Here is a 15019-nt window from a genome sequence, read left to right on the forward strand (position 1 = left end):
CTCATCATGGAAGCACGGTTCAACTACTACGGCAGCGCCGTCTCGGCCAAGTTCACGAAGTACATCAACTCAGCGGGCATGGCCCTGGCCGACGCGTTGCCCGTCAGGATCCAGGACCTGGTGAAGATCCGCGCCAGCCAGATCAACGGCTGCGCCATGTGCCTCGACATGCACACCAAGGACGCCGCGCACACCGGCGCCGAGGCCACCTGGCTCAACCTGATCGCCGCCTGGCGCGAGGCGAAGGTCTTCACCGACGCCGAGCGCGCCGCCCTCGAGGTGACCGAGCAGGGCACCCGCATCGCGGACGGCGCCGGTGTCAGCGACGAGGCGTGGGCGAACGCCGCCAAGCACTTCGACGAGGACCAGCTCGCCGCGCTGATCTCGATGGTCGCGCTCATCAACGCCTACAACCGGCTGAACGTCCTCGCGCAGATTCCCGCCGGCGACTACCAGCCCGGCCAGTGGGGCTAGAGCGCACTTGACCTCAAGTTAGGTTCAAGTATCAGAGTGGGGACCATGAAAGCTGTCGTCCTGCACTCCTTCGGTCCCGCGTCGAACTTCCGGTACGAGACGGTCCCCGACCCGGAACCGGGTCCCGGCCAGGTGCGCATCGTCGTCAAGGCGATCGGTGTGCACCTGGTCGAGACGATGATGCGGCAGGGCATGACCGGTGCCCTGCCGCCGCTGCCCGAGCTCCCGTCGATCTTCGGCGGGGAGGTGTCGGGAACCGTGGACTCCGTCGGGCCCGGGGTGGACGCCTCCTGGATCGGGCGCGACGTGGTGACCAACGCCGGAAAGCCGGGCGGGTACGCGGAGCTCGCGGTCGCCGACCTCGCCGCCCTGTACCCGGTTCCCGAAGGCCTCAGCCACGAGACCGCCGTGGCGATGATCGTCACGGGCACCACGACGCTGCAGTTCCTGGACGTCGCCCGGCTCACCCCGGACGACGTCGTCCTCGTCACGAGCGCGGCGGGCGGGATCGGGCGGCTGCTCGTGCAGTACGCCAAGGGCCTCGGAGCGACGGTGATCGGCGCGGCGGGCGGACCGGCCAAGGTGGCCGCCGTCCGCGAGCTCGGCGCCGACGTGGCCGTGGACTACAACGAGCCGTCCTGGGAGAAGGGGCTGGAGCCGACCGTCGTGCTCGACGGCGTCGGCGGTGAGAAGGCACGCGCGGCCTACTCTACCCTCGTGGACGGCGGGCGCTACCTCAGCATCGGCGACGCCTCCCAGGAGGGTTACGCGCCGGTGCCCGAGCGCGGCATCTCGGTCACCAACGCGTTGCTGCTCCTGCTGGAGCGGTGGGAGGACGTGCCGCGCTTCGCCGCCGCCTCCCTGGCCGCCGCTGCCGAGGGACGCCTGGTGCCCGCCGTACAGACGTTCCCGCTCGCCGAGGCGGCCGCCGCGCACGAGGCGCTGGCGGCGCGGCGGACGACGGGCAAGGTCGTCCTGATCCCCTAGATGTTGCCGCCGCTGAGGACGGCGGCGACCGGGCCAGGGGGAAGGTCGTGGGTGAGGTAGGCGGCGGTGGTGACGGCTCCGCTGGGCTCGGCGCGCTCGCCGACCTTGGCCGACAGCAGGTCCATCGCCGCCACGATGGCGTCCTCTGTCACGGTCAGCATGTCGTCCACGTGGAGGCGGATGTGCTCCCAGGCCAGCGCCCCCAGGACGGGGGCGCGGAGGCCGTCGGCGACCGTCCTGTAGGTGTCCTCGACCGGCCAGGTGACGCGGTGACCCGCGCGGAAGCTGGCCTGGCCGTCGGCGGCCAGCGCGGGTTCGACGCCGATCACGGTGATCGCCGGGTTCGCCGCCTTGGCCGCGACGGCGACGCCCGCGAGCAGGCCGCCGTTGCAGACCGGCACGAGGATCGTGGCGACGCCGGGCAGCTCGGCGGCGATCTCCGCGCCGATCCCCGCGTGCCCGGCGATGGTGTCGAAGTCATCGGAACGGACCACGGCGGCGCCCAGATGGTCGGCCAGCGCCGTACACGTGACCTCGCGCAGCGCCGGGGGCACCACGACGACCTCGGCGCCGAGCCCGCGTGCCGCGTCCACCTTCAGCGAGGGCGCCGTGTCCGGCAGCACGACCGTGACGCGCAGCCCGAGCCGTCCGGCCGCGTAGGCCACGGCCTGCGCGTGGTTGCCTGACGACTGCGCGATGACGTGCCCGGCGCCCTGCTCGGCCAGCCGTCCCACGGCGTTCAGCGCGCCGCGCACCTTGAACGAGCGGGTCGGCTGCCGGTTCTCGGCCTTGATCCAGAGCCGCTCCCCGGGCAGGTGCAGGAGCGGGGTCTGCTGGATGAACGGCGCGATCTTGGCAGCGGCGGAAACGACGTCCGTCGCGGTGACGAGGTTCATGAGGCCAGCACCCGGTCCTGGATGGCGTCCAGGTCGGCGGACGCCTCGGGCGGCGGCGCGGCGTCGGGGACCAGGTCCTCCAGGTTGCGCAGGGCGCGCAGCCGCAGGCCGATCAGCCCCCAGACGACCAGGACGACCCCGCTGACCAGGAGCACCAGCGCCGCTCCCCGTCCTGGCCCCGGCGTGTACGGCTGGGCCCAGTCGGCCAGCGGCCCCGCGGTGAGGAACCCGATCGGCTGCATCGCGGTGGCCAGCATGACGTTGACCGCCAGCACCCGCCCCTGCAGCTCGGGCCCCACCTTCACCTGGATGATCGACAGCCAGTGCGCGTTGCCGATGCTCATGCACGCCAGCCGGACGAACAACCCCAGGCCCACGAGCCATAGCGCCGGCCAGACGCCCATGAGCACCACGCCGAGCCCGGATCCGACCACGAACCCGACCATGCCCAGCGCCCGCCGCCTGGTGCCGCCCCACACCAGCACGATCCCGGTGCCGACGGCAGCGCCGACGCCGCCGACGGCGGTCACCGCGCCCAGGTCGGTGGCCGAGCCGAGGGCGAGGACGACCGGGGTGATCAGCACCCACATGAGCGCGGTGCAGAAGTTGACCACGGCGAAGTAGAGCGCCATCACCAGCAGCGGCCTGCGCCGGGTGATGAACCGCCACCCGCCGGTCAGCGCCGCCCTGAACGTCTCCTCCTGCCGGTGGAACAACCGGTTGGGGAACCGTACGGCCAGAAGTGTGAGCACGCCGACCGCGAACGTGGCCACGTCGATCGCCACCACGGTGGACAGCCCGAACAGGCCGATGAGCGCGCCACCGGCCAGCGGCGCCACCACGGTGCCGATGCCGAAGCCGAGGTTGGCGACCGCGTTGGCCTGCGGCAAGTAGGGCTTGGGCACGAGTTGCGCGATCGCGGCCAGGTAGGCGGGTTGCATGAACGCGGTGACCATCGAGGTGACGGCGACGATCACGCAGACGTTCCACAGCGCCAGCCCGTCGGTGACCAGCAGCAACACCAGCGCCGCCATGGCCAGGCCGGAGATCGCGTCGCAGGCCAGCATCACCTTGCGCCGGTCGATCCGGTCGGCCAGCGCGCCGCCCAGCGGGGTGAGCAGCACGGTCGGGATCTGCGACAACATCACGATGAGCGCGAGGTCGAGGATCCTGCCGCTGCTCTGGTAGGCCCAGACGCCGAGCGCGAACGAGCTCAGCGCGGTGCCGACCGCCGAGGTGAACTGCCCTGCCGCGACCGTGTAGAAGGGCCGCAGGCTGGTCTTCTCGGCCGGTTTCACCACCTGGGGCAGCTCGCCGGAGGCCCACTGGTCCAGGTGGGCGAGCACCATCGCGGCCAGCGGTTCCGCCTGGTGGCGCAGGAAGTAGTGGCCAGCCCTGGGCAGCACGTCGAAGGTCACGCGCGGCGCGAAGGCCGCCCATTCCTGGTAGCGCTCCTGGTAGAGCTCGGTGGCGCGGTCCCGCTCCCCCACGACGGCCAGCATCGGGGCCTTGAGCGGGGCCGGGGAGGCGGCCAGCTCGCGGCTGAACCACGCGCGGGCCTGGTCGGCGTCGTGGCGCATCGCACGGACCGCCGCCTGCTTGGCCGCCTCGTCCATGTCGTCCATGAGCCCGCCCGTGGCGCGCAGGGCGTCGCGGAACAGCTTGTCCGAGGTCCACTTGTCGCTGCGGAACCTGCCGAGTCCGGGCAGCCTGGCCGTGGGGAAGCTGCCTCCGGCGATCACGCCGAGGACGGACACGCCGTCAGACTCCAGCTTGCGTGCGAGCGCCACGGCGAGCGCCGAGCCGACGCAGTGACCGTAGATCGCCACCGGCCCGTCCTTGGGGACCTCGGCGGCCAGCAGCTCGACGAGCTCGTCCACCGGCAGCGGCAGCTCGTCGGGACGCGCTGGGTCGTGGCCGGGCAGCTCGGCGGACAGCACCTCGACCCGGTCGCCGAGCGCCCAGGCGAGCGGCTGGTAGACCGCGGCAGACCCGCCGCCGTACGGCACGCACACGAGGGTGAACTCGCTGGTACGGCTGCCGCCGAGCCGGTGCAGCAGCCCGCCGCCGCCGTCGGCGGACAGGAACGCCGCCAGGTCGGCGACGACCGGCCGGGTGAACAGGTCGATGACCCGCAGCCCGCCGCCGATCTCCTTGACCGCCCGCACGGCCGCGAAGGAGTCTCCGCCGAGGGCGAAGAAGTCGTCCTGTGCGCCGACTTCAGCCACCTCGAGTACCCGCGAGAAGACGTTGGCGACGAGCTCCTCGGCGGCCGTCGAGGGAGGCACGAAGATGGCTGCCTCCATCACCGGTTCGGGCAGCGCGGCTCTGTCGATCTTGCCGTTGGGGTTCAGCGGCAGCCGTTCCATCGCGACGATCTGCGCGGGCACCATGTAGTCGGGCAGCCGCTCACGCAACGCCGCCCTGAGTCCCGAAATATCGGCGGATGCGGGTGTCACCCACGCGGCCAGCCGCCGCTGCGACCCCTCGCCGACGGGAAGCACGACGGCCTCGGCGACCAGCTCGCGCAGAGCCGTGACGATCTCGCCCAGCTCGACCCGGTAGCCCCGCACCTTGACCTGGTCGTCCACCCGCCCGCGGAACTCCACCTGCCCGTCGGCGGCGATCCGCAGCAGGTCACCACTGCGGTAGCAACGCCCTGAGCCGGTCAGCGGGTCGGGCACGAACCGCTCCGCCGTCAGCTCCGGCAGCCCGATGTACCCCCGGGTGATCCCCGGCCCGCCGACGACCAGCTCGCCGGGAACCCCCGGCGGCACGGGACGCATGCGCGCGTCCACCAGATGCCCGTACACCCCGGGCAGCGGGCGGCCCAGCGGCACGATCCCGGTGCGCCGGGCGACCGGCACCTCCTCGGTGTCGCAGACCAGGCAGATCATCGTGGACTCGGTGTGCCCGTAGTGGCTCTGGATGCGCAGGCCCGGCCGTGCCGCCCTGGCCCGCTCCACGAGGTCCCACGGGCAGGCCTCGCCCGCGAGGATCAGCAGCTTCCCCGGCAGTACGGCGGGCAGATCCCCGCCCGAGGCCAGCAGCTCCAGGTGGCTGGGCACGCACTTGACCACGTCGACGTGGTGCTCGGCGAGGTAGGCGGCGAAGGCGCCCGGGTCCATCGCGGTCTCGCGCGGCACCAGGTGCACGGTCCCGCCCGTGGTGAGCGCGCCGAACACGCAGGTGAGCCCGAAGTCGGCGGCGGGGGTCGAGACCACGGCGTAGGAGCCGCCGGGGACGTCGATGCGGGGCAGCATGCCGCCCAGGTAGTTGACGACACTGCGATGCTCGACGGCAACGGCCTTCGGCGTGCCGGTGGAGCCCGACGTGAAGATCACGTGATGCAACTGCTCAGGGCTGACCTCCACCTCCGGCCGCCCAACCCCACCGTCCGGCCGCCCAGCTCCGGCTGCGACGTCCAGGACGCGGCGGTCGGCACCCACCAACCCGCGGAACTCCGCTGTGGTGATCACCACCCGCACCCCGGCCGCGTCGAGCATCGTGGCGATGCGCGCCGCCGGGTAGGCCGGATCCATGGGCAGGTATCCACCGCCAGACTTCTGGATGCCGAACAACGCGCACGCCAGCTCCGCCCCCGGCTCCAGCAGGACACCGACCGGCTCGTCCGCACGCACCCCCTCGGCGAGCAGCCGGTGGGCCAGCCCGTTGGCCGCTGACTCCAGCTCGGCGTAGGTCAGGCTCCGATCCCCACCCACGACGGCCAGCGCGTCAGGAGTCGCGTCCACCCACCGCTCGATGAGCCGATGCACCCCGCCGTCCACACCACCAGCCACTCCACCGGCAGGAAGGCCGCCGCTCAGGATCGGACCGGTGACCGCTTCCAGCGGCACCGCACCCACAGGCGTGTCGAGGTCGGCCAGCATGCCGTCCAGCAAAGCCAGATACCAGCCAGTGAACTTCGCAGCCGTCCCCGCGTCGAACAGGTCGGTACGGAAGGCGAGCCCGCCGTGCAGCGGCCGACCGGGACCGTCGTCGATCACATGCCAGTTCAGGTCGAACTTCGCGTTGTGCTCGGCGAGCAGGATCTCGCTCGTCTCCAGACCGGGCAGATCGGGCGCGCCCGCGTCGGTGACGTAGTTGAGCATCACCTGGAACAACGGCGTCGCCGACAGGTTGCGCTCCGGCCGCAGCACGTCGACCACCCGGTCGAACGGCGCTCCCGCGTGCGCGAGCGCGCCCAGCGCGCTCTCCCTGACCCTGGCCAGCAGGTCGTGGCCGGTGGGGTCGCCGTCGACCTCGGTACGGACCACGACGGTGTTGAGGAAGCACCCCACCACGCCCTCGGTGCCCGGGTGGTCGCGCCCGGAGACGGGCACGCCGACCGCGATGTCGGTGGTGGCCGACAGCCGGGCGAGCAACGCCTGCAGCCCGGCCATGAGCACGATGAACGGCGTGGCCCGGTAGGAGGCCGCGACGGACCTGACCCGCTCGCTGAGCTCCGGCGTCAGCTCCAGCCCGACCGACGCGCCGCCCTGGTCGGGGATCGCGGGCCTGGGCCGGTCGGTCGGCAGGTCGAGGACCGGCGGCAGGCCGCGCAGGTGCTCACCCCACCAGTCGAGATCGGCCAGATCAGGACCCGGCGCCACCTCGGCGTACTGCGCCGGGGGCGGATCCAGCGCAGGCCGCAGACCCAGGCGTGCCGCATAAAGCTCGGCCAGCTCCGTCCGCAGGATGCCGCGCGTCCAGGCGTCGGTGGCGATGTGGTGGAAGGTCAGCGACAGCACGTGCTCCCGCTCACCCACCACGAACAGCACCGCCCGCATCGGCGGCTCCCTGTCGAGCGCGAACGGCGTGGCAAGCTGCTCGGCAACAGCAGCCTCGACGTCGGCCCGCGCAGAGACGAGCACGTCGGCCGCCGACCCGAGCGCGTCCGCCGCCGTGCGCACCGAGATGGGCACGTCGGCTGCGGGCCGTACGACGAGACGGGGTTCTGGGCCCGAGTCGTCGATCACGCTGCGCAGGACCTCGTGCCGCTCGGCCAGGTCGCGCACCGCGCCCAGCAAAGCGTCCACGTCGAGCTCCCCACGCAGGCGGAGCGGCAGCGGGACGTTGTAGGCAGCCGAGTCAGGTTCGAGCTGGGCGAGGAACCACAACCTCGCCTGCGCCCCGGACAACGCGCCCGGCGCGAGCGGCGTGACAGGCCGGTGGGACCCGGAGGTCGGCAGGTGCGCGGCCAGGTCGGCCAGCACGGGATGCTCGAACAGCACCCGTACGGCCAGCGAAGCCCCCAACCGCTCCCGCAACCGCCCCGCCACCCGGGTGGCGGCGAAGGAGTGCCCGCCCAGGGCGAAGAAGTCGTCGTCCGCCCACACCTCGCCGAGACCGAGCACCTCCGCCCACACCTCGGCGACCAGGTGCTCCTGCGGCGTCCCCAGCGGCACCCGCACGTCGGGCGCGCTCTCCGGAGCAGGCAGCGCCGCCCGGTCGACCTTGCCGTTCGGCGTGAGCGGCAGAGCGTCCATGACGGCGATCCGCGCAGGAACCATGTAGTCAGGCAGCCGCTCACGCAAAGCCGCCCGAAGCCCGGAGACATCGGTGGAAGCAGGCGTCACCCAGGCCGCCAGCCGCCGCTGCGCCCCCTCACCGACCGGCAGCACGACGGCCTCGTCCACCAGCGAGCGCAACGCGGTGACGATCTCCCCCAGCTCCACCCGGAACCCGCGGATCTTCACCTGGTCGTCGACCCGGCCCAGGAACTCGACCAGCCCGTCGCGGTTCACCCTGACCCGGTCACCCGTGCGGTACCAGCCGTCCACGAACCGCTCGGCGGTCAGGTCGGCGCGTCCCAGGTAACCACGGGCCAGGCTGGGCCCGCCGATCCACAACTCCCCAGGCACGCCGTACGGCACGGGCCGCCCGGACGGGCCGACCACCCGGCACACGACGTCGGCCAGCGGACGCCCCAGCGGCGCCGTACCCGAGGCCACCTCGCCCGCGTCGCAGGCCAGCACGGACACGGTGGTCTCGGTGGGCCCGTAGTGGATCTGCACGGCCAGGTCGGGCCTGGCCCGCCGTACCCGGTCGAGCAGGTCCTGCGGCACCGCCTCGCCCGCCAGGATCAGCAGCTTGTCCGGCAGCGATTCCGTGCCGAGGAGTTCGAGCTGGCTGGGCACCATCTTGACCGCGTCCGCGCGGGGCGCGGCCAGGTAGGCCTCGGGGTCCGTGGCGGTCTCGTGGTCGATCAGGTGCAGGGTCGCGCCGGTGGTGAGCGCGCAGAGCACGTTGGTCAGGCCGAGGTCGGCCGCGTGCGTGGAGACGAGGGCGAAGGAGGTCAGGCCCTCGGGGAGGCGTTCGGCGACCGCGCCCAGGTAGTGGACGATCTGCCGGTGCTCGACGGCGACACCCTTGGGCTCGCCGGTGGAGCCCGAGGTGTAGATGACGTAGGCCAGGTGGTCGGGGCTGACCGCAACCTGAGGCCTATCAACGGATTTATCCGGAAAAAGGCCGTCGGTCAGGACGATCCGCGCGCCCGAGGCCTCGATGATCGCCTGGGTGCGTTGCGACGGGTAGACCGGGTCGAGCGGCAAGTACGCCGCGCCCGCCTTGAGCACGCCGAGCAGGGCCACGACCAGCTCAGGGCGGCGCTCCATGAGCACGCCGACCGGCTCCTGCGGCCGCACCCCGCTGCCCAGCAGGTGGTGGGCCACCTGGTTGGCGCGCCGGTCCAGCTCGGCGTAGGTGAGGTCGCCGACCGCGACGGCGTCCGGGTTCGCGTCGGCCGCCCGCTCGATCAGCGTGTGCAGCGGCACGTCCGTCGGCAGCTCGTGCGCGGGCCCGCACAGGTCGGCGCCCGCTGGCAGGCGCACCGGCGCTTCAGGCTCGTCGAGCAGGGTGTCGAGCAGCGCCAGGTACCAGCCGACCAGCTCCTTCGCACCCGTCGAGTCGTACAGGTCGGTGCGGTAGCGCAGCTCTCCGGCGAAGCGGTCGCCGTGGTCGGCGAGGGTGAGGTTGAGGTCGAACTTGGCGGTCGGCGACGGCAGCGGCTCCTGCGCGACCTCCACACCGGGCAGGGTGATCGGCGCTCCCGCGTCGTAGACGTTGAGCATCACCTGGAACAGCGGGGTGACCGACAGGTTGCGCTCCGGCTGCAGCCGCTCGACGATGCGCTCGAACGGGGTGCGGGCGTGCGCGAAAGCGTCCAGCGCGGCCGTACGTACCCGGTCGAGCAGCTCGGCGCCGGTCGGATCGCCCGAGGTGTCGGTGCGCACGACCAGGGTGTTGATGAAGCAGCCGACGACCTGCTCGGTGTCCGGGTGGTGCCGTCCCGCGTGGGGGACGCCGACGGCGATGTCGTCGCTCCCCGACAGCCGGGCGAGCAGCGCCTGCAGCCCGGCCATGAACACCATGAACGGCGTCATGCCCGGCACAGCGCGCACCTTGGCGGCGAGGGATTCGGGCACCTCGACCGCGACCGTGTCCCCCTGCCAGGAGGGTACGGCCGGCCGTACGCGCGCGGTCGGCAGGTCGAGCACCGGCGGGAGCCCGGCCAGTCGCTGGGTCCACCAGTCGAGGTCGCCGCCCTCAGGCCGGTCGGCCTCCCATGCGGCGACGTCGGCGTACTGCAGCGCGGGCAGGGGCGGCTCCGGCGCCAGCCCCAATCGCGCCGAGTACAGCGCGGCGAGGTCCTGCAGCAGCAGCCGCTCCGACCAGGCGTCCGTCGCGATGTGGTGGGCGACGAGCGCCAGCACGTGCTCGTCGCCGCCCAGCCGGAACAGCGCGGCCCGCATGGGCGGCTCGGCGTCGAGGCGGAAGGGTCGCCAGGCGAACTCCTCCAGCGACTCTGGATCGAGCTCGACGCGCAACGCCGAAGGCGGCTCGGGGCGTACCCGGTCGCCGTCGACCACGCCGCGCAGGACCCAGTGCCGCTCGGCCAGCTCGGCGACCGCGCTGGTCAGGGCCTCGACGTCGAGCGGCCCGCTCAGCCTCAGCGCCAGCGGCACGTTGTACGCGGGCGAGTCAGGCTCCAGCTGGGCCAGGAACCACAGCCGTTCCTGCGCCGGGGACAGCGGCATGTCGGCCGCCCCGAGCGCCGGGATCCCGGCGGCCGGTGTGGCGGCTCTGGCCGCGGCGAATCGGGACCGGACCATTGCGGCGATCCGGTCCTCAGAGACTTCCGTCATGCGTCGTTCCCGCCCATCAGCTCGGCGACCAGAAGTTCTTCCAGACCCGACGCGAAGTCGGCCAGCACCGGCCGCTCGAAGAGCAACCTGACCGGTACGGCCAGCGCCAACGTCTCGTGAAGCCGCCCGACCACGCGGGTCGCGGCGAAGGAGTGCCCACCAAGGGCGAAGAAATCGTCGTCCGCCCAGATCTCGGGCCGTTCGAGGACGGCCGACCAGACCTCGGCGACGAGGTGCTCCGGATCGCTGCTCAGCGCCCGCCTGCTCGCAGCCGGAGGCTCGCCGGGGTCGGGCAGCGCCGACCTGTCGACCTTGCCGTTGGGCAGCGTGGGCAGCGCGGGCAGCACGACCCACCTGCGCGGCACCAGGTGTCCCGGCAGGCGCGACCTGACGTGCCGCTCGGCGCCTTCGGCGTCGGCCGTCACGTACCCGACCAGGTGCGCCTGGGCGCCCTCGCCGGACACGGTCACCACGCCGTCGGCGACCTCGCGCAGGACCTCCTCGATCTCGCCGAGCTCGATCCGGTAGCCGCGCACCTTCACCTGGTGGTCGCGGCGGCCGTGGAACTCCAGCCGACCGTCCTCCCGCCACCGCACCAGGTCACCGGTCCGGTAGACGCGCCCGCCGGGCACGAACGGGTCGTCGGCGAAAGCGGCTGCCGTGAGGTCCTGCCTGCCGCGATACCCGCGCGCGACACCCGCGCCACCGATCAGCAGCTCGCCGATCGCGCCGGGCGGCACCAGCCGGAGTTCGTGGTCGACCACGTAGACCCGGTCGCCCGGTGTCGGCCGCCCGATCGGGATGGGCCCCGGCTCGTCGGCACCGACCCGGTGCAGGGTCACGCCGACCGTGGCCTCCGTGGGGCCGTAGCCGTTCCAGAGCTGGCCGACCCGCTCGCGAATCTGCCCCGCCAGCGCCGGGTCCAGGCTCTCCCCACCGGCGATCGCCAGCAGGCCCGGGCCGCCCTGCCACCCGGCGGCCAGCAGCATCCGGTAGGTGGTGGGGACCAGGTCGAGCATCGTGACGCCGCTCGCCTCGATCCGCGCGGCGAGCGCGTGCCCGTCCACGGCCGTTTCCCTGTCCACGACCACGACAGTGCCGCCCGTGCTCAGGGTGAGCCACAGCTCGGTCACCGAGATGTCGAAGGTCAGCGGCGCGACGGCCGCGTGGACCACGCTCTCGTCCAGGCCCAGCTCCGCCCGTACCCCGGCCACGTAGGCGGCCAGGTTGCCGTGGGTGACCTCGACGCCCTTGGGCTTGCCGGTCGAGCCGGAGGTGTAGATCACGTACGCCAGATCACCCGGTTCGACCTGCGGCAACGCCGCCTGGCCCACCGCGCCCAGGTCGTCGGCCGTCAGCACCAGGCGGGCGCCGGCGTCCTCGGCGAGCCAGCGCAGCCGGTCCTCGGGGTGGTCCGGGTCCAGCGGCAGGTACGCCGCTCCGGCTCGCCACACGGCCAGCAGGGCGACGGGCAGCCGGTGGTCGCGCGGCAGGCGGACGCCGACCACGTCACCTCGCCGCACCCCGCGCTCCACCAGCGCGGACGCCAGCCTGGCCGACCAGGCGTCCAGCTCGGCGTGGGTGAGCTCGGTCCCGTCCGGGCCGATGGCGGCCGTCCCCTTCCTGGGTACGGCCAGCGCCTGGACGACCGTCGGCGGGAAGTCGGGCAGCTCGGGTCCCGCCGCGCGGTCCAGCAGCAGGGCGCGCTCGTCAGGAGTGACGAGTTCGAGGCGGCTGTCCGGCTCCGACTGCAGGAACCACAGCAGCCGGTCCATGTACGCCTCGGCGTCCTTGCGCCCCAGGCGGGACGTCGCGTACTCCAGGTGGAGCTCCGCGCCCTCGGCTGTCCTGTTGACCAGCACGCTGAGCTCGTGGACGGACGCGCCGGTGCCCAGCTCGGTGAGCAGCTCCACGCCGTCCAGGCGCACCGGGATGTCGGCGTGCTGCATCGCCAGCAGCACCGGGGCCCTGGGGAGCTCGGCCGGCGGGATCTCCTGGTGGATCAGCGCTCTCGTGGTGGCTTCCGCCGCCTGCCGTACGAGGTCCTGGAAGGTCAGGTCGCCGGTGGGGCGCAGGCGGATCGGGAGGGTGTCCACGAGCGGGCCGACGACGTCGGTCAGCTCGGTACGCGCCCGGCGGGCGGCCACCGCGCCGACCAGCGTGTCGGGCTCGCCGGACGCCAGGGCGACGGCTGCCAGGCAGACCGCGTAGGGCGTGGCGCCGCACTGCTCGGCGAGCGCCTCGATGTCGGGCAGCTTCCTGATGATCCTGGCGGAACGCAGGTCGTCCGGCGGCGGGGCGGCCACCGGGGCGCCGTCCAGCTCCTGGCGCCAATACTCCCTGTGCCCGTCGAGGTCCTGCCGCTGTTGCGTGGCCACGTCACCGACCTGGACGGCCGGCGCCTCGCCCGGCTCACCGGCCAGCGCCCGCATGAGCACCGCGACCGAGGCGCCGTCGAAGGCGAAGTGGTCGACCACGACGACCAGCTCGTCCTCGCACAGGCTGGCCCACATCAGGGGCACCTCGGAGGTGAGGTCGAAGACGTGGGTGGCCGGGTTCTCGCCCTTGGCGTGCCGTCCCAGCGGGACCGGGACCGGCGGGTGGACCACGGCGTACGGCACGCCGTCCCGGCCCACCTCAACCGTGCTGCGCAGCACTTCGTGCTCGGCCACGAGCGCATTTAGGGCGTCCGAAATGCGGTCGGTGTTATCGATCCTGAAGCGGATGCCCAGGGTGGTGACCGGGGTGTCAGGGTGCAGCCTGGTCAGGGTCCAGAACTCGCGCTGCATGTCGGTCAGCGGGTGCGTGGTCCTGCCCCGCCGTACCAGCTCGGGGGCCTCGGCCCTGTGCGCGGCCAGCCCGGCCGCGGTGGGGTGCGACAGGAAGGCGGCCAGCGGGACCGGGTGGCCCAGTCGGCGGGACAGCTCCGTGACCACCCGCGCCGCGGCCAGCGAGTGGCCGCCCAGGTCGGCGAAGTGGTCGTGCACGCCGACCTCGGGCAGGCCGAGCACCTCGGCGATCACCTCGGTCACCAGGCGCTCGTCGTCGGTGCGCGGTGCGGTCATCGGCTTCTCGCGCGTTCTCGCCGCGCCCAGCCGGGGCAGGGCGCGCTTGTCCACCTTGCCGTTGGGACCGAGCGGCAACAGGTCGGCCACGCCGATCCTGGTCGGGATCAGGTGGTCGGGCAGCCGCTCCCGCAACCACGCCCTGAGCTCGGGCTCCGTGACCTCCGCCGCTTCGACGTGGCCCACCAGGTAGGCGACGCCGTCGGCGTCCCTCTCGGCGAGCACGGTGGCCCGGCGTACCGCGGGGTGGCCCGCCAGCGTGGCCTCGACCTCGCCCAGCTCCACCCGGTAGCCGCGGACCTTCACCTGGTCGTCGGCGCGACCGGCGAACCGCAGCTCGCCGTCCACCACCTTGACCAGGTCACCGGTCCTGTAGGTGCCGTCGAACGGCTGGCGCAGGTAACCGCGCGTCACCACCGGGCCGCTGATCCACAGCTCACCGTCCCGGATGTCGAAGATCGCGCCCGCGATGGGCCCGCCCAGGGACGGCTCGCCCGCGTAGTCGCGGGGGATCTCGGCGACGGCGCACGTGGTGGTGCACTCGGTCGGTCCGTACAGGTTGAGCACCCTGCGCACGCCCGGGTTGGCGTAGATGCGCCGCACCAGGGCCGCGGTCAGGGGCTCTCCGCCGGAGAACACCGCGCGGACGCCACCCGGGAGCGGCTCCTTGAGCAGCACCGCGAGGGCCGAGGGGACGCCGTAGACCGTCGTGACCTCGTCCCTGGCCGGGAGCGTGGGCAGGGACAGGAGGTTGTCGGCCAGGATGACCGTGCCCCCGGCGACCAGCGGCAGGAAGAGCTGGCTGACGGACGGATCGAAGCAGATGGACGCGGTGGCCAGCATGCCGCCGAGCTCTTCAGCCGTGTAGTGCTCCGCCTCCCAGCGCAGGAGGTTCATGGTGTTGCGGTGCTCGACGACGACGCCCTTGGGGGTGCCGGTGGAGCCCGAGGTGTAGATCACGTACGCGGCGTCCGTGGAGTCGCCGTCCACGCGGACGGGCTCCCCCTGTGCCAGGTTCTTCAGGGTGTCCTGGGTGATGACGGTCGTGACCTGGGCGTCCTCGGTCATGAACCGCAGGCGCTCCTCCGGGTAGGCCGGATCGAGCGGGACGTAGGCCGCCCCCGCCTTCCACACGCCCAGCAGGGCGGGGACGAGCCAGTCGTCCCGGTGGAGGCACACGCCTACCAGGTCGCCTCGGCCCACACCCTGCGTGACCAGGGTGCGGGCGACATCGTTAGCCCGGTGGTCCAGCTCTTCGTAGGTGAGTCTGGTGGTTCCGGCGATCACCGCGGGGTGGTCGGGGGTTCGCCGGGTTTGGGCTTCTATCATTTCGTGGACGCGACGTGGAGTGTCGATCGTCCCGGTCGCCGTTGACCGTTCCGTGCTCGCCATCAGCGGTCTGCCTTAGGTGATTGCGGGCGTGGTTTTACCACGAATGACTGCTACGTCG

The 15019-nt window shown here is 72.7% G+C and carries 5 protein-coding genes; 2 read left to right on the plus strand and 3 right to left on the minus strand.

Features of this window, described 5'->3' with window-relative positions; all coding sequences use genetic code 11:
* Positions 1-6 precede the first annotated feature (6 nt).
* Together ACIBG8_RS49410 and ACIBG8_RS49415 are read left to right on the plus strand one after the other, a co-directional pair.
* Positions 7-474, plus strand: a complete 468-nt coding sequence (locus tag ACIBG8_RS49410; RefSeq protein ID WP_397350289.1) for a carboxymuconolactone decarboxylase family protein — start codon at positions 7-9, stop codon at positions 472-474.
* Between the two features lie 45 nt (positions 475-519).
* Positions 520-1461 (plus strand): zinc-binding dehydrogenase, encoded by a 942-nt coding sequence (locus ACIBG8_RS49415; RefSeq protein WP_397350290.1) that lies wholly within the window; start codon positions 520-522, stop codon positions 1459-1461.
* On the opposite strand, the gene ACIBG8_RS49420 is transcribed toward ACIBG8_RS49415, so the two are convergent.
* Genes ACIBG8_RS49420 through ACIBG8_RS49430 form a run of 3 tightly spaced genes read right to left on the minus strand, consistent with a single transcriptional unit; the run spans position 1458 to position 14898 of the window.
* Positions 1458-2357: a threonine/serine dehydratase gene (locus ACIBG8_RS49420; protein WP_397350291.1), complete on the minus strand. Its 900-nt coding sequence runs from the start codon at positions 2355-2357 to the stop codon at positions 1458-1460. The genes ACIBG8_RS49415 and ACIBG8_RS49420 overlap by 4 nt on opposite strands.
* Positions 2354-10504 (minus strand): amino acid adenylation domain-containing protein, encoded by an 8151-nt coding sequence (locus ACIBG8_RS49425; RefSeq protein ID WP_397350292.1) that lies wholly within the window; start codon positions 10502-10504, stop codon positions 2354-2356. Before ACIBG8_RS49425 ends, ACIBG8_RS49420 begins: the two co-directional genes overlap by 4 nt.
* Positions 10501-14898 (minus strand): amino acid adenylation domain-containing protein, encoded by a 4398-nt coding sequence (locus ACIBG8_RS49430; protein ID WP_397350293.1) that lies wholly within the window; start codon positions 14896-14898, stop codon positions 10501-10503. Before ACIBG8_RS49430 ends, ACIBG8_RS49425 begins: the two co-directional genes overlap by 4 nt.
* Positions 14899-15019: the final 121 nt, after the last annotated feature.

Source organism: Nonomuraea sp. NPDC050556 (assembly GCF_044457355.1).
GTDB lineage: Bacteria > Actinomycetota > Actinomycetes > Streptosporangiales > Streptosporangiaceae > Nonomuraea.